General features: G+C 61.4%; 25 protein-coding genes and 1 pseudogene. 7 read left to right on the plus strand and 19 right to left on the minus strand.

Annotated features, from left to right (window positions below):
• The first annotated feature begins 34 nt into the window (after positions 1-34).
• Positions 35-961, plus strand: a complete 927-nt coding sequence (locus IEX16_RS09025) for an alpha/beta hydrolase (RefSeq protein ID WP_188708016.1) — start codon at positions 35-37, stop codon at positions 959-961.
• A gap of 4 nt (positions 962-965) precedes the next feature.
• A complete protein-coding gene (locus IEX16_RS09030) occupies positions 966-1,934 on the plus strand; it encodes a Bug family tripartite tricarboxylate transporter substrate binding protein (RefSeq protein WP_188708017.1) in 969 nt (322 codons plus the stop codon).
• A 63-nt stretch (positions 1,935-1,997) separates the two neighbouring features.
• Here IEX16_RS09030 and IEX16_RS09035 read toward each other — a convergent pair whose 3' ends face one another.
• Together IEX16_RS09035 and orn are read right to left on the minus strand one after the other, a co-directional pair.
• Positions 1,998-3,989: a DEAD/DEAH box helicase gene (locus IEX16_RS09035; RefSeq protein ID WP_188708018.1), complete on the minus strand. Its 1,992-nt coding sequence runs from the start codon at positions 3,987-3,989 to the stop codon at positions 1,998-2,000.
• A 390-nt stretch (positions 3,990-4,379) separates the two neighbouring features.
• Positions 4,380-4,943, minus strand: coding sequence for an oligoribonuclease (gene orn, locus IEX16_RS09040; protein ID WP_188708019.1), 564 nt, complete (start codon positions 4,941-4,943; stop codon positions 4,380-4,382).
• A 35-nt stretch (positions 4,944-4,978) separates the two neighbouring features.
• Here orn and IEX16_RS09045 point away from each other — a divergent pair, with 35 nt between their 5' ends.
• From IEX16_RS09045 to rsgA, 3 genes are read left to right on the plus strand one after another with little or no spacing between them, the layout of a single operon-like run.
• The gene (locus tag IEX16_RS09045) at positions 4,979-6,265 is read left to right on the plus strand and encodes a M48 family metallopeptidase (protein WP_188708020.1); all 1,287 of its coding nucleotides are present in this window, start codon (positions 4,979-4,981) and stop codon (positions 6,263-6,265) included.
• Positions 6,262-6,579: a 4a-hydroxytetrahydrobiopterin dehydratase gene (locus tag IEX16_RS09050; RefSeq protein ID WP_188708021.1), complete on the plus strand. Its 318-nt coding sequence runs from the start codon at positions 6,262-6,264 to the stop codon at positions 6,577-6,579. Before IEX16_RS09045 ends, IEX16_RS09050 begins: the two co-directional genes overlap by 4 nt.
• The gene (gene rsgA / locus IEX16_RS09055; protein ID WP_188708022.1) at positions 6,576-7,523 is read left to right on the plus strand and encodes a ribosome small subunit-dependent GTPase A; all 948 of its coding nucleotides are present in this window, start codon (positions 6,576-6,578) and stop codon (positions 7,521-7,523) included. Before IEX16_RS09050 ends, rsgA begins: the two co-directional genes overlap by 4 nt.
• Before the next feature lie 6 nt (positions 7,524-7,529).
• On the opposite strand, the gene hisC is transcribed toward rsgA, so the two are convergent.
• From hisC to rpsP, 7 genes are all read right to left on the minus strand, one after another.
• Positions 7,530-8,600 carry a histidinol-phosphate transaminase gene (gene hisC / locus IEX16_RS09060; protein WP_188708024.1) on the minus strand — a complete coding sequence of 357 codons (1,071 nt, stop codon included), beginning with the start codon at positions 8,598-8,600 and terminating at the stop codon, positions 7,530-7,532.
• 21 nt (positions 8,601-8,621) lie between these two features.
• Positions 8,622-9,629 carry a CobD/CbiB family protein gene (locus tag IEX16_RS09065; RefSeq protein ID WP_188708026.1) on the minus strand — a complete coding sequence of 336 codons (1,008 nt, stop codon included), beginning with the start codon at positions 9,627-9,629 and terminating at the stop codon, positions 8,622-8,624.
• Between the two features lie 244 nt (positions 9,630-9,873).
• Entirely contained in the window at positions 9,874-10,572 is a 699-nt protein-coding gene (locus tag IEX16_RS09070) for a CoA pyrophosphatase (RefSeq protein WP_188708028.1), read from the minus strand.
• 69 nt (positions 10,573-10,641) lie between these two features.
• On the minus strand, positions 10,642-11,007 hold the full coding sequence (rplS, locus tag IEX16_RS09075) for a 50S ribosomal protein L19 (RefSeq protein WP_188708030.1): 366 nt from the start codon (positions 11,005-11,007) through the stop codon (positions 10,642-10,644).
• A gap of 129 nt (positions 11,008-11,136) precedes the next feature.
• Positions 11,137-11,916, minus strand: coding sequence for a tRNA (guanosine(37)-N1)-methyltransferase TrmD (gene trmD / locus IEX16_RS09080; RefSeq protein ID WP_188708031.1), 780 nt, complete (start codon positions 11,914-11,916; stop codon positions 11,137-11,139).
• A gap of 160 nt (positions 11,917-12,076) precedes the next feature.
• Entirely contained in the window at positions 12,077-12,652 is a 576-nt protein-coding gene (rimM, locus tag IEX16_RS09085; protein ID WP_188708033.1) for a ribosome maturation factor RimM, read from the minus strand.
• A gap of 16 nt (positions 12,653-12,668) precedes the next feature.
• The gene (gene rpsP, locus IEX16_RS09090) at positions 12,669-12,929 is read right to left on the minus strand and encodes a 30S ribosomal protein S16 (RefSeq protein WP_188708034.1); all 261 of its coding nucleotides are present in this window, start codon (positions 12,927-12,929) and stop codon (positions 12,669-12,671) included.
• Positions 12,930-13,101: 172 nt separating this feature from the next.
• On the opposite strand from rpsP, the gene IEX16_RS09095 reads away from it, so the two are divergent.
• Together IEX16_RS09095 and IEX16_RS09100 are read left to right on the plus strand one after the other, a co-directional pair.
• Positions 13,102-13,659, plus strand: coding sequence for a GNAT family N-acetyltransferase (locus IEX16_RS09095; protein WP_188708036.1), 558 nt, complete (start codon positions 13,102-13,104; stop codon positions 13,657-13,659).
• A gap of 8 nt (positions 13,660-13,667) precedes the next feature.
• Positions 13,668-14,129, plus strand: coding sequence for a hypothetical protein (locus IEX16_RS09100; RefSeq protein WP_188708038.1), 462 nt, complete (start codon positions 13,668-13,670; stop codon positions 14,127-14,129).
• Positions 14,130-14,257: 128 nt separating this feature from the next.
• Here IEX16_RS09100 and IEX16_RS09105 read toward each other — a convergent pair whose 3' ends face one another.
• The 10 genes and pseudogenes from IEX16_RS09105 to IEX16_RS09150 all read right to left on the minus strand — a co-directional run bounded on the left by IEX16_RS09105 (position 14,258) and on the right by IEX16_RS09150 (position 23,581).
• On the minus strand, positions 14,258-15,268 hold the full coding sequence (locus IEX16_RS09105) for an inorganic phosphate transporter (RefSeq protein WP_188708040.1): 1,011 nt from the start codon (positions 15,266-15,268) through the stop codon (positions 14,258-14,260).
• 13 nt (positions 15,269-15,281) lie between these two features.
• Positions 15,282-15,929, minus strand: a complete 648-nt coding sequence (locus IEX16_RS09110) for a DUF47 domain-containing protein (protein ID WP_188708042.1) — start codon at positions 15,927-15,929, stop codon at positions 15,282-15,284.
• 103 nt (positions 15,930-16,032) lie between these two features.
• A pseudogene (locus tag IEX16_RS09115) lies at positions 16,033-17,055 on the minus strand (AEC family transporter).
• A gap of 510 nt (positions 17,056-17,565) precedes the next feature.
• Positions 17,566-19,659 carry a TonB-dependent receptor gene (locus IEX16_RS09120; protein WP_188708044.1) on the minus strand — a complete coding sequence of 698 codons (2,094 nt, stop codon included), beginning with the start codon at positions 19,657-19,659 and terminating at the stop codon, positions 17,566-17,568.
• Between the two features lie 231 nt (positions 19,660-19,890).
• Positions 19,891-20,280, minus strand: coding sequence for a hypothetical protein (locus IEX16_RS09125; protein WP_188708045.1), 390 nt, complete (start codon positions 20,278-20,280; stop codon positions 19,891-19,893).
• Between the two features lie 6 nt (positions 20,281-20,286).
• Complete coding sequence (locus IEX16_RS09130; protein ID WP_188708046.1) at positions 20,287-20,859, minus strand: DUF3299 domain-containing protein; 573 nt, start codon at positions 20,857-20,859, stop codon at positions 20,287-20,289.
• A gap of 34 nt (positions 20,860-20,893) precedes the next feature.
• Entirely contained in the window at positions 20,894-21,142 is a 249-nt protein-coding gene (locus IEX16_RS09135; protein WP_188708210.1) for a hypothetical protein, read from the minus strand.
• A gap of 20 nt (positions 21,143-21,162) precedes the next feature.
• Complete coding sequence (locus IEX16_RS09140; RefSeq protein WP_188708047.1) at positions 21,163-22,365, minus strand: ABC transporter permease; 1,203 nt, start codon at positions 22,363-22,365, stop codon at positions 21,163-21,165.
• Positions 22,362-23,018 (minus strand): ABC transporter ATP-binding protein, encoded by a 657-nt coding sequence (locus tag IEX16_RS09145; protein WP_188708048.1) that lies wholly within the window; start codon positions 23,016-23,018, stop codon positions 22,362-22,364. The genes IEX16_RS09140 and IEX16_RS09145 overlap by 4 nt, the downstream gene beginning before the upstream one ends.
• The gene (locus IEX16_RS09150) at positions 23,015-23,581 is read right to left on the minus strand and encodes a Fur family transcriptional regulator (protein ID WP_188708049.1); all 567 of its coding nucleotides are present in this window, start codon (positions 23,579-23,581) and stop codon (positions 23,015-23,017) included. Before IEX16_RS09150 ends, IEX16_RS09145 begins: the two co-directional genes overlap by 4 nt.
• Between the last annotated feature and the right edge of the window lie 600 nt (positions 23,582-24,181).

Consider the following 24,181-nt stretch of genomic DNA (forward strand, 5'->3'; position numbering starts at 1 on the left):
TGCGCTGCGGAACCGTTTTAACAAGGAGACATGAATGAGCAATGTGACATGGACGGGCGGTGTTGAGCACTGGACGCACAAAAACACCCCCGAAGGTGAAGTGAAGCTTTTTTTGTGGGAGAAAAAAGCCTCCCCAAAAGTGCCGCACGCGGGCGCTATCTTTTTTGTGCATGGCTCCTCAATGGCGTCACAGCCGACGTTTGATTTGCATGTACCCGGCCGGCCCTGGTCGTCAGCGATGGACTGGTTTGCCGACCACGGCTTTGACACCTGGACGATGGACAACGAGGGCTATGGCCGTTCCGACAAGCATCGCAACATCAATTTCGATATCAGCAATGGTGCCGACGACCTCGCAGCAGGCACCGAATACGCGATGAAGGTTTCGGGCGCCAATTCGTTTCTGATGTACGGCATTTCCTCGGGTGCGCTCAAGGCCGGGCTTTTTACCGAGCGCCATCCGGAGCGTATCGCCAAGGTGGCTCTTGACGCTTTCGTCTGGACCGGTGAAGGCAGTCACACGCTGGATCAGCGCAAGAAAAAGTTGCCAGAGTTTCTGGCGAAAAACCGCCGGCCGATTGACCGGCCTTTTGTACACAGTATCTTCCAGCGCGACCATCCCGACACGGTCGAGCTGGCGGTGGTCGAGGCATTTGCCGATGCGATTCTGACGCTGGACGATTCAATGCCCACCGGCACCTATGTGGACATGTGCTCCAGATTGCCGCTGCTGGATCCGAAAAAGCTGACAGTCCCCACGATCATCCTGCGCGGGGAATACGACGGCATTGCCGGAATGGACGACCTGATTGACTACTTCCGGCTGCTGCCCAACATGAACAAGCAATTCACCGTGATGAGAGGCATTTCACATGCGAGCTTCCAGCAAAAAAACTACATGATGGTCTACCAGATACTGCACAGTTTTTTTACCATGCCCGAGCCAGCCTACCAAGGATAGCGCCATGAACACCTTCGTCAAATCCCTCTTGCTGGGCTCGCTGTTTGCGATCACAGTCCCGGCTGGTTTTGCCCAAACCTATCCCGTCAAACCGGTCAAGCTGATTGTTCCCTTTGCGCCGGGTGGCTTCACCGATGTGGTGGCCCGCATACTGGGGCAGCGGCTTTCCGCCTCCATGGGCCAACAATTTGTGATCGAAAACAAGCCCGGTGCGGGCTCTATCATTGGCACGGATTTTGTGGCCAAGGCGGCGCCAGACGGTTACACACTGGTGATGGTGTCCACAACGCACGTGATCAGCCCGTGGATCTACAAAAGCATGCCCTATGACCCCATCAAGGGCTTCACCACCATTTCGAAACTGGTTGACTCTCCGTATGTGCTTTTGGTGAATCCCAAGGTGCCCGCACGCAACGTGCAGGAATTTATCGCACTCGCCAAGGCTGCGCCAGACACGATTCACTACGCTTCGTCGGGCAACGGCAGCGCGCAGCACCTGATGGGCGGGCTGTTTGTATCCATGACCGGCGCCAAACTGAAGCACGTGCCTTACAAAGGCAGCGGCGGAGCGGCGACCGATCTGGTGGCCGGCGTCGTCGAAAGCAGCTTCGCCGGCGTCCCCAATGCGCTGGCGCAGGTGCCCCAAGGCCGGCTTAAAGCACTTGCAGTGACCACCTCCAAGCGCATCCCGCAATTGCCTGACGTTCCCACCATGCAGGAAGCAGGCGTACCAGGTTATGACGCATCCGTCTGGCTCGCCCTGCTCGCACCTGCAGGAACTCCCCGCGAGATCGTCACCCGCCTGAACACTGAAATCAACAAGTTGATGAACTCACCAGATACCAAAAAAGCACTTTATGACGCTGGCGTCGAGGTGGCGCCCTCCACACCCGAAGCCATGTCTGAATACATGGCGCAGGAACTGGAGCGCTGGGGGAAAGTGGTCAAGGAAACCGGCATCAAACTCGAATAGGCGATCGACACGCTGCATAAAAAAAGCCCGCAAGCTGCGGGCTTTTTCTGTTGCCGGCACGAATCAACGTGCGGGGCGGGCCGGACGCTTGTGCGCATCACGCGGCACAAACACCTTGCCTGCCGGCTTGGCAAACGCCGGTTTGCGGTCGGCAAAATCACCGCGGGGTGCGGATGCAAAACCTTCCGAACGGCCACCGCCGAAACCACCGCGATCACCACCCCGGTCATCGCGCTGGGCGAAACCGCCGGTGTTGCCATTACCGCCGCCGAAGCCGCCACGGTCATCACGGCGCGGGCCACGGTCGTTGAATCCGGAACGGTCTGCATAGTTATTGCCCTGGGGCGCCGGACGGCCCTGGAAAGGCGCGCCGCCACGGTCGTCACGGTTGCCGCCGAAACCACCACGGTCAGCGCCGCGATCACCGCCACGGTCGCCGAAAGCAGGCTTCTTGCCGGCATAGCCGCCGACACCACCAGCGCCGCCACCGAAACCGCCGGAAGGCGCACGGTCGTTGCCGAAACGGCCACCACCGCCGCCGCCGAAGCTGCGGGGGCCGCGGTCATTGCGGTCACCGCCAAAATTGCCGCGCGGACGCTCCGAGGTCGGGGCAAAACGCTGCTGTGGCTCCAGACCGGCGATCACGCTGGGCTTAAGGTTTTGCTGCGTGTAGTGTTCGATGTCCTGGATCTTGCGGCGATCGCGAAACTCGGCAATCGTGATCGCCTTGCCTTCGCGGCCTGCACGACCGGTACGGCCAATGCGGTGCACATAGTCTTCGGCTTTCATCGGCAGGCCGTAGTTGATCACGTGGGTGATGGTCGGGACATCCAGGCCGCGGGCGGCAACATCGGTCGCCACCAGGATCTGCACGCGGCCATCGCGGAAAGCCATCAGGCGGCGGTTGCGCAGGCCCTGGCCCAGCGCGCCATGCAGTGCCACGGCACTGAAGCCCTCCTGCACCAGGTCATTGGCCAGGCCGTCACACTCGACCTGGGTGCAGGCGAACACGATGGACTGATTCATGGTGGTGTCGCGCAGCGAATGGTCCAGCAGCTTGCGCTTGTGGCTCATGTTGTCGGCCCACAGCAGGGACTGCGTGATCGATGCGTGTTTTTCATGCGGCGAGTCAATCTCGACGCGCTGCGGCTGGCGCATCACGCGCGTGGCCAGTTGCATGATGCGCGGCGCAAAGGTGGCGCTGAACATCATGGTCTGCTTGCGCTCGATGGTGAGCTGGTTGACTTCGGTCAGGTCATCGGCAAAACCGAGGTCCAGCATGCGGTCGGCTTCGTCAACGACGAGGAACTGCACCTGGTCCAGCTTGATCTGCATGCTGCGCTGCAGGTCCAGCAGGCGGCCGGGCGTGGCCACCACGAGGTCGGCGTTTTGCAGCTTGGCAATTTGCAACTGGTAAGGAATGCCGCCCACCACATTGGCGATGCGCAGGCCGCGGCAATGGCGGACCAGATCGATCGCGTCAGCGCAAACCTGTTGGGCCAGCTCGCGGGTCGGGCACAGGATCAGGGCGCCGGGAGTGGCGGCCTTGAAGTTGCGCGCATTGGTCGGGTCCTTGCGCTTGGGTTTCTTCAAAGGCGGCTCGCCGCGTGCAACCGCTTCGGCGCTCAGGCGTTCAAATTCGGCGCGTTCATTGCGCTCGGCCTCTTCCTGCTGCTTGAGCAGGGTGTGCAACACGGGCAGCAGGAAGGCTGCGGTCTTGCCGCTGCCGGTCTGGCTGGAAACCAGCAGGTCGGTGAATTTGGCCTTGGGGTCGTTTTTGGCTTCCTGGTCCAGTGCCTGCATGGCTTTGGGGATGGTGGCCATCTGCACGGCGGTCGGCTGGGTGAAACCCATGTCAGCCACGGCTTGCAGCAATTCCTTGGCCAGACCCAGCTTCACGAAACCGTTAGGTTCGGCTGCGATGGCATCCAGCGACGTTTCTGCTACCGCAGGCGCATCAGAAAAATCAGGAAGCACGTTGATTTCCATATCGGAAACGATGTCGGTATTTGCTTCGGCCAAAGAATCGCCGCGAGCCTCAAAAGAGTCAGTCATGTTTTTCTCACTAAACACTTGTCCACGCTGCCACGCTTGTGGTGTGGGCGGGCGAACAAGAAACTACCACCTACCGCGTAGCGGAAGGCTTCGTTCATGGTTAATAAAACATCAACCATCAAACGAATATTTCGGCTCCAGGGATTCCGGTGACCCGGTCTTGAGGCGATGGCTCTGTTGGTAGAGCCCAAAAGTGTGAGGTAGATGTACAAAGGCGGATGCACCCCTGTGCATCCATCAAGCCCATGATTATGCCATGGTTTGCGGGTTTCTACCAGTCCGTTGTGCCAAAAAGACCCTGCGAACAACCCGGAACACCTGCAGGCAGTCGGTATTTGCTCCTTTTTTGATAGCTATCAACCTTTACCAAGAATGGACTACAGACCAACATCACTTCAAAAAATGAGTCCGGTAGTGCTCCAGCTCGTCAATCGATTCGTGGACATCAGCCAACGCGGTGTGGCTTTGCTGCTTCTTGAACGCGCTGTAGACTTCGGGCCGCCAGCGTTTGGCCAGCTCCTTGAAGGTACTGACATCAATGTTGCGGTAGTGAAAAAATGCCTCCAGCTTGGGCATGTACTTGACCAGGAAACGCCGGTCCTGGCCGATGGTGTTGCCACACAGCGGCGACGTGCCCTTGGGAAGGTACTTCGCCAGGAAGGCCAGCAGCTCCTTCTCAGCATCCGCCTCCGTCATCGAGCTGGCCTTGACCTTGTCGATCAGGCCGCTGCGGCCGTGCGTGCCCTTGTTCCAGTTGTCCATCTGGTCCAGCAACTCATCGGTCTGGTAGATGACCAGCACCGGGCCCTCGACGCGGGGCGTCAGTTCCGGGCCGGTCACGACAACGGCGATTTCAATGATGCGCTCCTTGTCCGGGTCCAGCCCGGTCATCTCGCAGTCGAGCCAGACCAGGTTCTGGTCGGATTTTTTCAGCAGGGGTTCTGTATCGGGCATCTTGCGATTCTCGCTGATCGCCTAAACTGCCATTCATGACCGACCCTTCACTGATCCTGACCTTGCTGTTCTCGGCCGCTCTTGTGCTGGGGCTGCTGACAAAGCTCTACCTCGCGTCGCGGCAGATCCGCCATGTCGCGCGCCACCGCGACACGGTGCCGTCTGCGTTTGCCGGCACCATCTCGCTGGCATCGCATCAGAAGGCCGCCGACTACACAATCACCAAAGCGCGCTTCGGCCTGCTGGAACTGGCATGGGGTACCGCCATGCTGCTGGGCTGGACACTGCTGGGCGGCATTGATGTACTGAACCAGGCCCTGGCTGGCTCCGGTCTCGGCGCGTACGGCAGCCTGGTGCCGCAGCTCGCGCTGCTGGCCATTTTCGGCCTGATCAGCGGCCTGCTGGACTTGCCTTTCACGCTGTACAGTACTTTTCGCATCGAGGAGCGTTTCGGCTTCAACAAGATGACCTTCAAACTGTGGCTGGGGGACCTGCTCAAATCCACGCTGGTCGGTGTGCTGGTTGGCCTGCCCATCGTGGCGCTGATCCTGTGGCTCATGGGCAGTACAGGCAGCTGGTGGTGGCTGTGGGCCTGGGGCGCCTGGATGGTGTTCAATCTGCTGATCCTGGTGCTGTACCCGACGGTGATCGCGCCGCTGTTCAACAAGTTCCAGCCGCTGGAAGACGAAACCCTCAAGGCCCGCGTGACGGCGCTGATGCAGCGCTGCGGGTTCGCGGCCAAGGGGCTGTTCGTTATGGACGGCAGCAAACGCTCGGCCCATGCCAACGCCTACTTCACTGGTTTTGGCGCGTCCAAACGCGTGGTGTTTTACGACACCCTGCTCAAACAGCTCAACCCCGACGAGGTCGATGCGGTGCTGGCTCACGAGCTCGGGCACTTCAAGCACAAACACATCATCAAGCGCATCGTGTCAATGTTTGCGATGAGCCTGGCTGGTTTTGCGCTGCTGGGCTGGCTGTCCACGCAAGTCTGGTTTTACACCGGTCTCGGCGTGCGGCCCAACATGAGCGGCGGTAACGATGCGCTGGCGCTGCTGCTGTTCCTGCTGGTGGTGCCGATGTTCAGTTTTTTCATCTCACCCATCTTTGCGCTGTTCTCGCGCAAGCACGAGTTTGAGGCCGACGCTTACGCGATCGCCCAGACCGATGGCAAGGATTTGCAGAGCGCTTTGCTCAAGCTATATCAGGACAATGCCAGCACGCTGACGCCTGATCCCTTGTTCGTGAAGTTCTACTATTCGCACCCACCGGCGTCCGAACGCCTGGCGCGCCTTGGTGTCAGCCCTGGAACATCCGCGTGAACACTGTTCACCAGAATCGTCGCGCGCTGAGCGCCACCGAAATCGTGACTCAGCTGAGCCAGCTTAACGGAGAGCGGGCAGTGGGCTGGCGGCTAATCGACGGTTCGCTTGAAAAAAACTACAGCTTCGAGAACTACTATGAAACCATCGCCTTTGTGAATGCCGTGGCGTTCATTGCCAATGCAGAGGACCACCACCCCGACCTTACCCTGAGCTATGGCAAATGCACGGTGCGTTTCAACACGCATGATGTGCAGGGCATTTCAGTCAGCGACTTTTTCTGTGCGTCGAAGGTTGACGCCTTGCTGGCTTGACCACTGTTTCTTCCGCCGGAACCCTGCCCGGTCTGGTGGTCGCCGGATTTGGCCGGCATTGCCTGGTGGAAACGCCTGACGGCCAGCGCCTGATCTGCCACCCGCGCGGAAAAAAAAGCCAGGCCGTGGTCGGCGACCGTGTGCAGTGGTTGCCCTCGCAGGACGAAGGTACAGTGGAAAAGGTCGAGCCCCGCAGCAACCTGTTTTACCGGCAGGATGAGATGCGCACCAAGTCGTTTGCTGCCAACCTCGACCAGGTGCTGATCCTGATCGCAGCCGAACCCGAGTTTTCCGAAAGCCAGCTCACGCGTGCGCTGATCGCCGCCGAAGCCGAACGCATCACGCCCATCATTGCGCTGAACAAAAGCGACCTGGCCGAACCGTTTGGCCGCGCCTGGGCCAAGCTGGCACCCTATCGCGCCATGGGTTACCAGGTGCTGCCGCTGGCGATCAAGCCCAAGACGGATGCGCCGGTGGCCAACGATACGCAGTACCAGCAACTGCTCGCGCTGCTGCAGGCCAAAAAAACCCTCGTGCTGGGCCCTTCGGGGGCCGGCAAAAGCAGCCTGACCAACCTGCTGGTGCCGAATGCACAGGTGCTGACGGCAGAAATATCGCAGGCACTCAACTCCGGCAAACACACGACGACCAGCACCACCTTGTACTGGATCGACGCTGAACGAGCCAGCGCGTTGATCGACTCGCCTGGTTTCCAGGAGTTCGGCCTGCACCACATTGACCCCATGCACTTGGCCAACTACATGCCGGACCTCAAGGTGCATGCGCAGGACTGCAAGTTCTACAACTGCACGCACCTGCACGAACCCGGCTGCAGCGTGATTTCTCAAGTAAAAACAGGCGCCAGCCCACACGAGATAAGCGCCAGTCGCTATCGTTTGTATAGCGAATTGTTCGCCGAGCTGTCGCAGCCCGCGCGTTACTGAAAAAGTTCAGCCCGCCACAAGTGCGTGGCAGGCCTGCACCAGCGCTGCGCACTGCACGGGCGTTCCCACGCTGATGCGCAGGTACTGTTCGATGCGCGGCGACCTGAAATGGCGAACCAGGATGCGCTGTTCACGCAAGCCTGCTGCCAAGGCTGCTGCGTCGTGCGCGGGGTGGCGGACCATCAGGAAATTCGCCTGGGAAGGCAGCACCTCAAACCCGAGATCGATCAGGTCGCGGCGCAAATCCTCGCGGCTTTGCATGACGGCTGCGCGGGTGCTCTCGAAGTAAGCGTGGTCTTCGTAAGCTGCGGTGGCGCCAGCCAGCGCCAGCCGGTCCAGCGGGTAGGAGTTGAAGCTGTCTTTCACGGTATCCAGCGCTTCGATCAGATGTCGCTGACCGGCGGCGAACCCCACGCGCAGACCGGCCAGCGAACGCGATTTCGACAGGGTTTGCACCACTAGCAAATTCGGGTAACGATCTATCAAGCCGATGGCGCTTTCGCCGCCAAAGTCCACATAGGCCTCATCGACCAGCACCACGCACTGGCTTTGCTGCTGCAGCAACTGCTCGATATCTGCCAGAGGCAGGCCTGTGCCGGTCGGCGCATTCGGATTAGCGATCACCACACCACCGCAGGGGGCGCGGTATTGCGCCACATCGATACGCATGGTGTCGTCAAGGGTAACTATGCCCGCGTCAATGCCGTACAGCCCACAGTAAACCTTGTAGAAGCTGTAGCTGATATCAGGCATCAGGACCGGCTTGCCCTGGCGGAAGAACGCAAAAAAGGCGTGTGCCAGCACTTCGTCCGAACCATTGCCCGCGAACACCTGGCCGGCAGCAATGCCGTGAAAGTCCGCGATCGCCTGCCGCAGCCCGGACGACTGTGGGTCGGGGTACAGCTGCAGCCCCTGCTGCGCTGCAGCGCTTATGGCAGCGATCACGCGGGGCGACGGCGGATAGGGATTTTCGTTGGTGTTGAGCTTGACCAGGCCCTGGATGACAGGCTGTTCGCCGGGCGTGTAAGGCGCCAGCCCTCTCAGGGCCGGGCTCCAGAAGGACGCCACTGAAGTCATGGAGACGGGAACCCGCTGTGCTCAGCCCAGCAGGCGAGCCAGTGTGAGCAGCGCCAGCAGCACCATCCAGAGCACCACCGAGCGCCAGACCAAGCCGACAACGCTGCGCAGATGCGCCACCTCGGGTTCGCGCCCGGGCGTGCTTTCGGTCACGTCGGGCGCAGGCTGATCGGGGCCGTTGGCCTGGAAACCCTGCGAGGCATCGGGTGCAAATGCGGCCTTCAGCGCCTCGCCACCCAGGCGAACATTGACCGCACCGGAGGTGGCCGCGAGGATTACGCCATCGTTGTGGTTCTCCGGGCCGGCCGGCTGCCTCTGCGCATAATTTCGCCAGCCATCAATCGCATCTTCAAAGCTGCCCACCACCGCAAAACCCAGCGAGGTCAAGCGCGCCGGCACGTAGTCGATCAGGTGCCAGGCGCGCGCGGCCGCGTCTTGCAAGGCCGGGCTGGCGCTCTCACCGGTTGACCGGCTCTTGTGCGCCCAGTAGCGCGACACGAACTCGCTCAGGCGGTACAACACGGCGCCAGCAGGGCCGAGGCCCAGCGCGGCCAGCACCGAAAACCAGGCCAGCACGCCAAACACATGGCGGTGCGCGGCCAATACCGAATACTCGATCACATGGCGCACGATTTCGCTGCGCGGCAATTCGGTGGCATCGACCTGGCGCCACTGCGCCAGCAGTTCGCGGGCGGTCGTCTCGTCACCGTCGTCGAGCGCGTCGCGAATGTCGGTGAAATAGTGACTGAATTGGCGGAAGCCCAGCGTGACATACAACACCGCCACGCCCCAGACAAAAGCCAGCGCTATATTGACGCTCCAGAGCAGCCAGTGGATAGCCAGCGTAAGCAGCGCCGGCGCCAGCACCGCCATGCCCCATGCGACCCAGCCGTGTACCGGCTTGCCGGCGTCCAGGCTGCGGCTGGCCCAACGCGCCCAGCGGCGCAAACCGGCGTGGATGAGGTTCCCGCGGGCCAGCGGGCGGGCCTGTTCAATGATGAGTGCAAACAAAACGGCAAAAAAACTCATGCTGAATCATACTGCCCCACGTTCGCGCACTGCGTGTCGCTCTCTGCCCCCCGAGGGGGCGTTGCGCCTGCGGGCCGGCAAAGCCGGACCCGCGGCCCCTGCTGGGTTTAAGAGTTCAGTGGGCGTAACCCAGTAGAAGGTATGTCACCAGCGGGGGCCGCGGGACTGGCTTCGCCAGACCGCAGGCGCCGCCCCCTTGAGGGGAGGCACAGGCTAGACGCAGTGAGTCTGGAAGGGGGTGGGCCTAAGCCATCAGGAAGCGGTACAGATTGCGGAGCATGCCGGCGGTTGCGCCCCAGATGTAGCGCTCCTTGCTGTCGCTGCTGTTCACTGGCCCTGAATAGGGCATGGACAGCCATTGGCGCATGCCGCCATCGAACTCGAATTCATGGCGCTGGTGGTTCGCCGGGTTCATCAGGTACTGCAGCGGCACTTCGAAAATATCGGCCACTTCCGAAGGATTGGCTTGCAGTGCAAAGCCGGGCTGCACCAGCGCCACGACGGGGGTAATGATGAAGGCAGTACCGGTGACATAGGTCGGCAGAATGCCCAGCACCTCGACGTGATCACGCGCCAGGCCGATTTCCTCGTGGGCTTCTCGCAGGGCCGTGTCCACCGCGTCGTGGTCCGTGTCATCGGTCTTGCCGCCGGGGAATGCGACCTGGCCGGAATGGGTGGACATGTTGCCGGCGCGTTCTGTCAACAACAACGTGAGTTCGTCTCGCATGACCAGGGGGATCAGTACGGCAGCAAGTGCCGGCTCGCGGTTGGAAAACTTCTTCTCGACACTGTGCTCCGGCGTCCAGAGCGGCGGGTGTCGGAAGCGCTGGCGCAAAGCCGCTGGTGTCAGCGCCTGTGACGGCACGCCAGACAAATGCGTATCGACCCCAATGACCGGTATGGTCCGCGGATCGAATTTCGGCAGCGGTTTGGTGAAAGTCATGCGAAGCCAAGCGTAGCAGGCATGAAAAAGCCGCTCCTGGGAGCGGCTTTTTCAGGGACCAGGCCGCTTTTATGCAGCTTTGGCGCCCAGTTTTTCCTTGATACGTGCCGACTTGCCGCTGCGGTCACGCAGGTAGTACAGCTTGGCGCGGCGCACATCGCCGCGGCGTTTGACTTCGATCTTGGCGATCAGCGGGCTGTAGACCTGAAAGGTCCGCTCGACGCCTTCGCCGTTGGAGATTTTGCGGACGATGAAGCTGGAGTTCAGGCCGCGGTTGCGCTTGGCAATCACAACGCCTTCAAACGCCTGCACACGCTTGCGTGTACCTTCAACCACATTGACGCTGACGATCACAGTGTCGCCTGGGGCGTACACGGGAATGGTCTTGTTCAAGCGGGCAATTTCTTCCTGCTCAAGGGTTTCGATCAGATTCATGATTTATTCCATCTAACTTTTTCGTTCATACACGCGCTGCACTAAAGACCGCAAATCCATGGACTCATTGAAATGGTCAAGATGGTTGCAGTGGCCGCCAGAGGACCGAAAAGCCTTTGATTATAGCGTTTATGCGTCCTGCTCCGGATTTTCGATCAAATCCGCCAGAAAAGCTTCATCGCCGGCGCTCAACCGCCCGGCCACGCGCGCCTGTTGCACCAGGTCAGGGCGCTGGCGCTGCGTCAATACCAGCCGCCGCTCGCGACGCCAGCCCTCGATATGGGCATGGTTGCCCGACAGCAAAGTGTCCGGGACGATTTGATCACGCCAGGTCTCGGGGCGGGTGTAGTGCGGGCAGTCGAGCAAGCCATCCAGCGCCGGATTAAAGCTGTCGAGCTGGTGGCTGCCTTCGTCGTTGAGCACGCCGGGCTGCAGGCGAGCCACGGCGTCCAGCAGGGCCATGGCAGCGATTTCCCCGCCGGACAGTACAAAGTCTCCAAGGCTGATCTGCTGAGTCACAAAACTGTCAATAAAACGCTGATCCAGGCCTTCATAGCGGCCGCAGATCAGCACCGCACCTGTGCTGGCTGACCAGCCTTCGATGCCGGTGTGGTCCAACGCACGGCCAATTGGCGAAAAAAGCACCACTGGCGCCCGCGCGCCTTCAACTTCCGCGCGATCAGCGCGGACGGCCTCCAGGCAGCGCGCCAGTGGTTCAGCCATCATGACCATGCCGGGGCCGCCACCAAAAGACCGGTCATCGACGCGGCGGTAATTGCCCTCAGCAAACTCGCGCAGATTCCAGAGCTTGACCTCGACCAGGCCGGATTCGTAGGCGCGTCGCGTCACGCCGCTGATCAGAAACGGGACAAAAAGCTCGGGGAACAGGGTGATGACGTCAAAACGCATGGTTTACATTTTGCGCTATGAAGTTACAAGGATGTGGCTGCAGTATTCGCAAACCAGCAGGGGCCGCGGAACCGGCTTCGCCGGGCCGCAGGCGCAGCGCCCCCTCGGGGGGCAGCGCAGTACGCGAAGCGACAAGCGTGGGGGCTCTAACTCGGGGGCCCTAGTAATCAGGCTGCCAGTCGACATTGATGGTCTTGCCGGGTAAGTCCACGCCATCCACATATGCGGCCACAAAGGGAATCATGCGCTCAAGCGTCTGGCCTTCGTCGGTGTATTCGACACACAGCACGGAATGCGGGCCGGTTGCCATCAGGTCGCGCACGCAGCCCAGCGCCACACCTTCACGGTTGAGGACGTTCAGGCCCAGCAGGTCCACCCAGTAATACTCGTCCTTGCCGGCTTTCGGGAAGGCACTGCGCGGCACAAAAATCCGCGCGCCGCGAAGCGCCTCCGCCGGCGTGCGATCGTCGATGCCCTCGAATTTGGCGACAACGGAGTCGGAATGGGTTTTGGATTCGCTGACCGTCAGGATCACCGTACCGGCAAAAGCATCAAAACCCGGCCGGTGTTTGGCTTCGGGCGGCTGGAGAAACCACCGAACGGAAGTGAAAAGCGCCTCGGAAGAGGCGCTGTGCGGCAGGATTTTGACCCAGCCCTTGACGCCCCAGGCGTCAAGAATACGCCCGACTTCGATGGCGTCCTCAGGCAGACCCGAGGACTCTAAGCCCGGAAGCATCTGGCGACCGGGAAAATCAGGCGGCTTTGGGGGCTGCGGCAGCGCCCTGCTTGACCAGGCGTTCCACAGTAGGCGAGGCTTGTGCGCCTACGCCGAGCCAGTGGGTCAGACGGTCCTGCTCAATGCGCAGGCCTTCTTCGCCACCCTTGGCGATCGGGTTGTAAAAACCAATGCGCTCGATGAAACGGCCATCGCGGCGAACACGTTTGTCAGCCACAACAATATTGAAAAAAGGACGGTGTTTAGAACCGCCGCGCGAGAGTCGAATGACGACCATGATTTATCCTTCGGGTGGCGGGGTGAAAAAAAATCACCCCAAAATGTTCCTGCAGCGATTGAGACACACGACATGGCACCCGGCCAGCGAAATGCTGCAAAGCCGCAGATTATAACCCGCGCTCCGTAATTCCCTTCCATCGGCCTCCCGGCCTTCTTTTCTGAGCCCAGTCATGCCCCTGATACGACCCAGCCGCGAAGACGACCTCCCCGCCATCGCCACCATTTATGCGCACCATGTGCTGCATGGCACCGGCACCTTTGAAACCGAGCCCCCCAGCGTGGCCGACATGGGCACACGCCGCGCCGACGTGTTGTCCAAGGGCCTGCCCTACCTGGTCGCCGAGGAGGCCGGCACCGTCGTCGGCTTTGCTTACGGCAACTGGTTCAAGCCGCGGCCAGCCTACCGCTATTCGGTTGAAGATTCCATCTACCTGGCGCCTGACGCGGGCGGCAAGGGCGTCGGCCGCGCCCTGCTGTCGGAACTGCTGGCGCGCTGCGAAAGCGCAGGCATCCGCAAAATCATGGCCATCATCGGCGACTCCGCGAACGCCGGCTCGGTCGGACTGCATCGCGCCCTCGGATTTACGCAAGTCGGCATCGTCGCGTCCTGCGGCTGGAAGTTCGGCGCCTGGCGTGATATCGTAATCATGCAAAAAACGCTGGGTGCCGGCGACACCGTGCCACCGACCGGCTTCCCAGAAGCCTCGCCTCCCCCCTCCCCACTCTGACGGACTCCATGAAAAACAAGAACAAAACCCTGGCGTCCTGGCTGGCTTTGGCCGGCGGCCAGTTGGGCATTCACCGCCTCTACCTGTATGGACTAGGCGACATGTTGGCTTGGCTGCACCCGATCGCCGCCGCGCTGGGTTGGTGGGGCGTCGAAAGGGTGCGGATGTACGGCCAGGACGACCAGCTCGCGTGGGCGCTGATTCCAATCCTTGGATTTACCCTGGCCGGCACGGCGCTGACGGCGATTTATTACGGCCTGATGGCGCCTGAAAAATGGAATGCCCGGCACAACCCCGCCGCAACGCCGGATGCCGCTCCCGGCAGAACCAACTGGCTGACCATGGCGGCCATTGTGCTTGCGCTGCTGTTCGGCACCATTGCCCTGATGTCCAGCATCGTCTTCAGCTTTCAGCGTTACTTTGAGTACCAGGTTGAAGAAGCCCGGAAAATTTCGCAGCCTCTGAAATAGCGCCTCCACGTTCGCTCGCTGCGCGTAGCTCTCTGCCCCCTATGGAGTGATGCGCCTGCGGGCCGGCGGAGCCGGACCCGCGTCCCCGGCTGGTAAAGAGGTCCGCCAGAACATTAAATGTGTGAGGCTCAGAACAACTGCAGGCTGACCCAGTAGGCAATCGCCGCGACAAGGGCCGATGCCGGTATCGTGAAGATCCAGGCCCAGACAATGTTGCCCGCCACGCCCCAGCGAACCGCCGAGGCGCGCTGGGTCGAGCCGACACCGACGATGGCGCCTGTGATGGTGTGTGTGGTCGATACCGGAATGCCCAGGCCAGTGGCCAGAAACAAGGTGATCGCTCCGCCGGTTTCCGCGCAGAAACCGCCAACCGGCTTGAGCTTGGTGATCTTTTGGCCCATGGTTTTCACGATGCGCCAACCGCCAAACATGGTGCCCGCAGCAATCGCGACGTAACAACTCACAATCGTCCAGGTCGGTGGCGCCGCGTCATTGACCGAGGTGTAGCCCGTGGCAATCAACAGCATCCAGATAATGCCTATGGTTTTTTGCGCGTCGTTGCCACCATGGCCCAGACTGTATGCGCCCGCCGAGACCAGTTGCATGCGACGGAACCAGCGGTCCACCCGCGAGGGCGTGGCACGGCGAAAGGCCCAGGCCACAACAACCATCATCAATGACCCAAGCAAAAAACCCAGCAGCGGTGACACAAAAATAAAGGCCACGGTTTTCAGGACACCGGTGGCAACCAGGGCGCCAGCGCCCGACTTGGCCATCACCGCGCCGACGATGCCACCAATCAGTGCGTGGGACGAACTGCTGGGTATGCCGTAGTACCAGGTGAGCAGGTTCCAGCTGATGGCACCTGTCAGCGCGCCGAACACCACGTGGGTATCGACAATGCCCGGTTGCACGATGCCCTTACCCACGGTGGCGGCCACACTCAAATGAAAAATGAAGATGGCAATAAAGTTGAAAAACGCCGCAAACAACACGGCCTGACCGGGTTTGAGCACGCCGGTCGAAACCACGGTCGCAATGGAGTTGGCCGCATCGTGAAAGCCGTTCATAAAGTCGAAGGCAATCGCCAGCGCCACCAGCATGACCACAATCCACAGGGCAGTTTGGACGGTTTCCATACTTGCCGCAAGCCTATGAATTTTCGAGGACGATGCCCTCAATCAGGTTGGCCACGTCTTCACATTTGTCAGTGATGGTCTCCAGCAATTCATAGATCGCTTTGAGCTTGATGACCTCGCGCACATCAGGCTCTTCGCGGAACAACTTGCTCATGGCCGAGCGCATCACGCGGTCGGCGTCCGATTCGAGCTTGTCGATCTCTTCGCAGGTCTTGAGCGCGGCCTCGGCCGTGGCCGCGTCGCTGAGCTTGTCGATCAGCGCCACCGCGTCCTTCAGGCGTTCGCAGCATTTGACGCTGAGGTCGGTCAGCCGCACGATGTCATCGGTCATGTGGCGCACGTCGTACAGCGCCATGGTTTCGGCGGAATCCTGAATCAGGTCGGCCACGTCGTCCATGGTGTTGATCAGCGAGTGGATTTGCTCGCGGTCGATAGGCGTGATGAAGGTCTTGTGCAGCATGCGGTTCACCTCCTGGGTGATCCGGTCGGCAGCACGTTCCGCGGTGTCAACCTCACGGTTGTAGCTTTCCCGTTTTTCGATGTCGCTGTAGTTGGCAACGAGATTGGAAAAAGCACGGGCCGCCTCGACGATGCGGTCGGCATGCTGGTTAAACAATTCGAAAAAATTGCCTTCACGCGGCAAAAGCCTGCCAAACAGCATCTTCAACTCCTGGGAAAATGTGTCAATTCAATGACAATTTTGTAACTCCTGAGAGTTTAACTGCCAGCCTATCGTGCCGGTCTTGCTTCGGCCGCCCAGACGCCTAAGGCAAGAGCAGGACCACCAGCGTCAGGGTCAGCAGCGCCATCACGGTGGACACCAGCACACTGGCGGTGATCAGGTCCTCGGCCACGCCGTAACGCTGGGAAAACATGAACACATTGGCACCTATGGGCAAGGCGGCCACCACAACCATGGCCGCCATGGGCACCCCGTCAACACCCAGTAGCCGGCACAGCAGGGCCACCAGCAGCGGATGCAACAGGTTTTTCAAGCCGGTCAGCGCCAGCGCCTGGCGCCAGTACCGGCCGACCTGCGACAAGGCGAGCGTCACGCCGACCAGCAGCAAGGCCAGCGGGCCGAAAGCATTGGCCAACAGTTCCAGCGGCCGGTTGATCACAGCGGGAATGTTCAGCGAGGTCTGCGCGAACACCAGCCCGCAGATGATGGGCAGAGGCACCGGATGGAATACCGCATTCCTGAAAGCACCCAACACCGCCTACACCGAGCGCCGGCGCAACGCCGCCCGGTCGGTGCCGGCGCCTGGCTGACCGTTTTGCTCATGCGCTACCGCCAGCTCCAGCACCACCACCGCGCTGGTCAGCAGCACCAGCGAATGCACCGAGATCAGTGTCAGTAGCGTGATCAGCCCTTCCGGTCCGTACATCAGGTTGACCAGCGGGATGCCGATCATCACCGTGTTGGAAAAAGTCGCTGCAAGCGCGAGGACTGCCGCTCGGCGGTTGAAGCCCTGCACCAGCAGGGTGCCGGCAAAAAGCAAAAAGGCGGCGACAAAGTAGGCCAGCACCGGCCTGAAGTCGAGCTGCTCGATGTGCACCTGGCTCATGGTGCGAAACAGCAGCACCGGCGTGAGCACCAGAAACACCAGATTTCCAAGGTCTTTTGTGCCTGCAGCCCTTATCCAGCCTGCACGTCCAGCTATAAAACCAATAGCAATCAGAAGCACCACGGGGACCAGGGACGCAAAAACCGGCGAATTCGTGCGGCGATTATCTGCGCCGGCAAGGGGGCTTTTCGGGAGCGGCGCCAGGTTTTCGCTTTTCATCCTGGACCTGTCCGGGATCCCTCTTTGCTTCTCGTACTTTGAGCGTGTGCCTGCACCTGCTGGCCGGGGGTTGCCCGGCAGCAACTCACTTTTCTTTGTCTCGCCAAAGAAAAGTACCCAAAAGAAAGGCGACCCGATGGTCCGGGTCCCGCCGCTTCGCTGCGGGCAACCTGCGGTGCTCGCCGAAAACGGGGTCGAGCTCGAACTCGCTGCGCTCAGACAATCGCTCGCCCTGATCCGTTGTCGGCTGCGCTCCTCGGCCCAGCCCGACGGGTGGGGGAAGACGACAAACATCCAATACCAATACCGAATTCAATCCGGAGTGCAGGAAGCGCAAAGCGCTTCCTGCATGGGAATCCCAAGTGGCCGTCATGTTTGCACGCGAGCGCAGCGCACCCGGCCAAATGAAGTCCCCCTCCATCGCCCAGCGGGGCGAGGGAGGGGTTAGGGGAGGGAGTGGGGAGTTGGAACTACTGGCCGAAGCGGACCACAGCCGCAGCGTGACGCTAGTTAGAAACTCGCCTGCAATCCGACCTTCAAACTGCGACCTGGCAAAGGGGCTTTCGGAAACGCTGTGCTCGTCAGCACAGAAGTCGCGCTGTAGGCCAGTTTGTCGGTGAGGTTGTCGAGCCGGACGTACCACATCAGCCTGCCCGCGCCAGCTTTCACGCGGTAAGTCGCCGCTGCATTCCACAGGGTGTAGGCGCCGGTCTCGCCGGTCGGTGCAGCGGGCACGCGCTTCTGCGCAGCGTTGTGGTCAAAGCCAAAGTTCGCGCCCCAGGGTCCGCCGGCCCAAAGCAGAGACGCGCCCACACGCCAGGGCGCGATGCGCGGCAGATGCCGGCCGTTGCTCAAATTGGTGGCGCGCACCATGTCGCCGCGCAGCGCCAGATCCACTCGCGAGGCACCTTCGAGCAGGCGAATGTTGCCGCTGGCCTCGACGCCGGTAAAACGCGCCCTCACCTGCTCGTAGCGGAACTCAGCCAACGGGTTGAACTCGGCGCCCGACGCGGTGAAGCCCGGGTTGCCCAGGTCTTCCACCGGATTGAGTTCGCCGTCCTCGGCATTGCGCGTCAGGCCGGGGGTCTGGTTCAACGCAATGTAATTCTTGAAGCGACTCACATAGGTGTTCAGCTTGAAGCTGTGGCCGCCCGACTTCCAGGCCGCGCCCACGTCAATGTTGTTCGACTGCTCTTTGGCCAAGTTCGCATTACCGACTTCATAGGCTGCAGTCGCGATGTGCGGGCCGTCGGCAAACAGCTCGTAGTCCTTGGGCGCGCGCTCGGTGTGCGCCAGGTTGCTGGTGATCTGCCAGCCCGGTGCAACATTCCACAAACCACCCAGGGCATAACTGCCAGGCTTGAAGTCCCTGGTCGCCGGGGTGAAGCGCGCAACGCCCGGGTTGCCGAAAGACTCGACCTGGACCGACTCCAAGCGTCCGCCCAAGCTCAGTTTCCCCCAAGACATACCCAACTCTTCATAGGCAAAAATAGCCGACTGCGAGGTCTTGCTGTAAGGCGCAAAAGCCTCGGCACCGTCGGCAGAAAAGCGGTTCGACTCGGTCTGGAAACCAAACACGCCGTCAAGATTGCCGACCTTCGCATGGCGCGCCTCCAGCCGGAAGTCGCTGCCCTTGTTCTTGAAGACGGTGCCCGCTGTGGTGCCTTCAAACTCTGTATGCCCGTAGTCGGTCTGGCTGTATTGACCCTTGATGCTTTGTAGCGGGCCGCCCAGGTTGCGCAGCTCGCCCTCAAGCGCGTAGCGGTTGGACTTCATGCCAATGGTGACCTCGTCTTCGGCCACCGTGCCATAGATGCTACGGTAGATGCTGGCTGAGGCACCCAGGTAGCCATGATCGAAAAACACCGAGCCGCCGACCGCGCCGCCGCTAACCTCGCTGGCCGAATTGCAGATGCGTTGCGCAGTTGTCGTGACGCCGGCCTTGGTGCAGTTCAGCTCGCGCGGCACCTTTGCGTCGCTGGTCTGGCGGTCGAACGCATCAACATGCAGGCTGTAGCGCTTGTTGCCGCCTTCGAGCAACACACCCTTGCCGCGCTCCGAATTGCCGGTGGCGGCGTTGACATCAACCTTGCCGCTGATGCCGCCCTTGTCGTCAAACTGCGCCTCGCGCGGGATGCGGTTGTCGATCACGTTGACCACACCACCGACGGCGCTGCCGCCATAGAGCAGCGCACCGGGTCCGCGCAGCACCTCGATGCGCTCGATGCTCAGAGGGTCGCTGGTCACCGAGTGGTCGTAGCTGAGGCTGGACGCGTCGAGCGAACCCCCGCCATTGGCCAGAATGCGGATGCGGTCGCCGTCCAGCCCGCGGATGATGGGCCGGCTGGCATTGGGGCCGAAATAGGTGCTGCTGACACCGGGCGTGCCGTCCAGCGTTTCACCAAGCGTGGTTTTTGAACGCAGCAGCAAGCCGTCGCCGGAATACTGCGTGGCTGGCGCGATCAGATCAACCGCGCCCAGCGGGTTGCCGGTCACGGTGATTTCTTTCAGGGAAGATGCAGCCGTCTGCGCCTGCGCCAGCGGGCAGCCGAGCGCGAACAGGGTCAGCGCGCCGACGGCGCTGCGGGGAAATAATTTTTTCATGGGGACTCGTTGAATCGGGAAAGAACACCCCAGGCAGGCCGCAGCCGGGCCTGGAGAACTTCGGATCCTTTGCGGAACTCAGCGCCGTGACTGGCGCCGCAGGGTGGGATGGGATGCAAGGCGCAATTTGCAGCCAATAGCGTGACTATTGGCAAGGATTGCAACGCCGCAGACCGCCCGATCCTGCGGATGCCGGACACGCGGTGGGTTACGCAGAAGATCCGTAAGGATTCAGCGAGTCAGGGGCGGGCCACGCGCTTCAAAAAGCGCGGCCCGGCGGGCGAGTACTTCGCCCTCGAGAAAATGGAAAACAAAGGAAGACAAAACAACCGGCAGCACCAGCGCGGGCGGAGCCGGCAAAACCCCGCTGTGGCACAGCTGGTCGTAAACGCGGCAGTCGGAATCATCGGCGTGGATCGAAAACAAATCGGCCTGCCAGCCCTGTCCATCGGCATGTTCATGCGCGTAGCTGCCGTCGTCAAGGGCATGCGCGTGTGTCGCGAGAAGCGAGCCACCCGCGCCGTGCACCACGCCGTGCATCAGGCCCAGCATGGGCGCGAGCAGCAGCGCCAGGGCCAGATAGCCCCAGACCGCCCGCCACGCCATGCGCCGGATCACCATGTGCGTTTACTTCACCGTGACCGCATCGTTGATACGGTAATACAGGCCATACGGGTCGTCATGCAGCACCTGCAAGCGGCCCTCGACCACCACAGCGTCCATGCTGTATTCGACAGGTGTTTTGGTTTTGACCTCGACCATGCTCTCGGGCCCGCCCGGCAGGCAGAACGAGCAACTCAGCGGCACCGACGACAGCAGGAAATGGCGCTGCTTTTTGCCCGGCTCCAGCGGCATCATGAAACCCTGGATACGCTGGGTCTTGCCGTTCATGTCGAGCTGGCCGGCGGTAAACACCGGCAGGATGCGGTTCTTCTCGTTTTTTGTCTTGACATCGGTCAGCACCGACCAGGCCAACACGTCATCGCGCGGGGCCAGTGGCGCAAACGGGCTGTTGGCACCATGCACACCGGCACCCTGCCCGGCCGGCAAGCCTGCGCCGGCCGCAGCCGCCGGCGCGGCGGGTTTGCTGCTGCCCGGTGGCAAGGGCGAACTGAGCTGCGCTTGCGCGCACCCGCCGGCAATCAACAGGCCCAGCAGCAGCGACTGGGGCTTGAAGGCAATGGAAGTGATGCGTCGCATGAAATTCTCCAAAAAACGGTTCAGACGGGGCGCGTCAATGCGCATGTTTCATTCCACAGTATTTTCCCACCGCCAGCCCTTTGCAGGAAGCCTGCAGGTCTTTCATGCAGACATCTTCCTTTTTGCCCGACTCCAGGCACTTGGCGGCAGCCTGATGCGCCGTGGCCATGGCGCGGTGGCGCAATACGTCCTCCTTGGTTTGCTTGTCGCTGTGCTGCGCATGCGCTATCGAAAAAGTAGCTGCAAGTGCAAGCACAGCAAGGGCTGGGGCAATTTTTTTCATTAATTTCATGGACATTCGGTTCACCTTGATTGCAAAAGTTCAAACACCTGGACCCGGTACGCCTCGTACGCTGGAAGCAGCGCCGACAGCAGCGCCACGCCCACGGCGAGCGCCGGGACACTCCACAACCCGACCGGCCAGGACAGCCCACCGATCAGCACGGATTTGTCGACCTGCAGAAACCAGACCAGCGCGGCCATCAGTTCCTGCCCGGCCAGCACGCCGATCAGCGTGGCCAGCAGGGCGAGCCACAGCGCCTCACACAGCAGCAGCGCCGCGACCTTGCGCGGCGGCGCGCCCAGCATGCGCAGCAGCGCCAGGTCGGCGCGGCGCTCGCGCACAGCGCTCCACAGCGCGATGAAGACACTGAGCCCGGCCGTCAGCAGCAGCACACCGGCCAGCGCGCGCAGCACGTCGGTGCCGACGCCGATCAGCCTCAGGAGGCGCGTGATCTCCAGCGCTGGCGCGGCCGCCTGCATCTCGGTGGTGGTGTTCACAAAACGCGGAAAGGTCACGGCCGCCAGCGGTGTGCGGTACCGGATCAGCGCCAGCGTGACCTCGCGCTCTTCTTCCAGCACCTTGCGATCCTCGGCGTCCAGTGCCGTGTGGTCTTCATGGACCTGCCAGACCGATTCCAGTGCCGTCAGCACCAGCCGGTCCAGCACCGAGCCACCGGACGCCAGCACGCCGCTGACGATATAAGGTGTCTGGCCGTGGCTGTCACCGCCGCCCGCCAGGCCGTGGCTGCCGACGAAGCGGTCACCGACTTTCAGGCCGGTTTGCGCCGCCACCTGCGCGCCGAGCACGGCCTGCAAGGGGGCAGTCCAGACCCCGCCCTGCAAAAAAATGGCCTGGTAGTGCCTGAGGTAGTCCGGCGTACTGCCAACAATGCGAAAGCCGCGGTAGCTGTCGCCCAGGCTGATCGGTATCAGTTTGGCCACCTGCGGATGTTGTTCAAGTTCCTTCACCGCCGCCAGCGGCACGTTGCCGGTAGGCGCATCGATGTGGAACACACCCGACAGAATCAACTGCATCGGGCTGCCCTTGGCGCCCACCACCACGTCGATACCGGCGAGGTCGCGCTCGAAGGCCTTGTCGATCTGGTGGCTGGCCAGCAGCACAAAAGTCAGCGACGCCAGCCCCAGGCTCAGCAGCAACACATTGAGCCCCGCAGCCAGCGGCCGGGACCACAGGAAGCGCCATGCCAGCGCTATTGTTTTCATAGCTGACTACGTAACAGGGACATGGGCTGGAAGCCAATCTTTGCATCAAGACAGGCCGCAACGCGCGCATCGTGGGTAGCGATGACCAGAGTCGCGCCCTGGTGCTTCGCAGTCGCCTGCAGCAGCGCCACCGCCTGCTGTGCGGCCTCGTCGTCCAGGCTGGCCGTCGGTTCATCGGCCAGAATGACCCTGGGCTGCAGCAACACCGCGCGCGCCAGTGCCACACGTTGCGCCTGCCCACCCGAGAGCTGCGACGGCTTGCGTTGCGCCAGCGTATGCACACCCAACGCGGTGAGGGTCTCGCGGATACGCCTATCGTCCTGCGCTTGCCCCGCCGCCCACTGCGCCAGCGCGAGGTTGGCATGCACTGTCAATGCGCTGCTCAGATGAAGTTTTTGCGGCAGAAAACCGATTGTTGTCGCGCGCCAGGCATCACCGCCCGCTTGGCCCAACGCTTTCAGTGACTGGCCGGCCACGGTGATGTCACCTGCCGTCGGCGCCAGCAGCCCGGCCGCCAGCGCCAGCCAGGTCGACTTGCCCGAGCCGGATACGCCACGCAACAGCAGCACCCCGCCTTGCGGCACATCCACGTCGTCGAAGCGGAGCACGGTCCCACCGCTGTACTGGTAAGCCAGTTGCCCGGTGCTGATCACGCCGGTACGCCCTTGGTGCTTGTCGGGGTGGCACCGGTGGCGCAATCGGCACACACGCCGCGCACCGCAAAGTCCAGGCGCATGCCCTGGTAACCGAGCGCCTTGAGCGCGTCCAGTGCCGATTGCGCGGCCCGGTCGAGATCCTCAGCGCTGGCCTGCAAGGCGCTTTCCAGCGGGCTGTCGCGGTGGCAGCTCTGGCATTCAAAGTGCGGCATCGCATGCACACCCACCGGCATCGCCTGGTAACGCCGCACCCGGCTGGCATCAACGCGGCACAGCAGCAGGCCAACTTGGGTGAGCCGGTCGATCAGGCGGTACAGCGTGACGCGGTCCAGCGGCGCCGTGTCCGCCGCCCTCGTCTTCTTTCCCGTCTTTGTCATTGCGGACTTGATCCGCAATCCAGGCTGTTCATCCCCGCCCGCCAGCGCCGCCTGCAACTGCGCATGGGTGTAACTCGTGTCCGGATGCGCCAGCAGCCAGCCCAACACCCGGCGAGCAGCCGCGGTGCGGCGCAGGCCGTGGGCGGATAGCAGGGTGTCGATAGGGTCGGAGAGGGAAGGCATGAGGGGAGGAAGGCCGCATTAACGCAATAAGGTTGCATTATTACCGAACTGGTTGGGCGCTCACTTGCCTTGCGCAGCTCGAGGCAATTACCTGGCGTTTGAACTCAGTTGCTCATCAAGATTAAAGCGACTAACTAAAAGGCCCCGTAACCATCGCGCGCATCTTCCAACGTTTGAGGTGTGCGCCAGCGATAGGCGTCAGCACCAGTGAAGGTTAGGCTGAATGTTTACTGCGGGCCTTGACGCCACGCCTAGAACACAGGCGAAAAATGATAAAGCCATTTGCAACCACTCCAATAAACGATATGCCAATACCCCAAGCCATGTTGTCAAGAAACTTGGGGTCAATAACGTCAAGAATGAATACGCTGATGAGGCTCCGTGGGAGGGTGAGGGCAACCAAATAAATGCCTCCGAATTTCCCAATTGTTGCGATGTACGCGGCAACTGCGGTTGCTGCCAAGTACATGGCTAGGACAACAATCGCAAATCGGTTATTCATACAGCTTCACGTAGTGTGGACCGCACGCTCTGCGGTATAGCTTGGCGGCTGCGATGTAGATCGGGCACCTCGAAAACCGCCAAGTCCTTGTCGAATAT

The sequence above is a fragment of the Polaromonas eurypsychrophila genome (genome assembly GCF_014641715.1).
Taxonomy (GTDB): Bacteria; Pseudomonadota; Gammaproteobacteria; order Burkholderiales; family Burkholderiaceae_C; genus Polaromonas; species Polaromonas eurypsychrophila.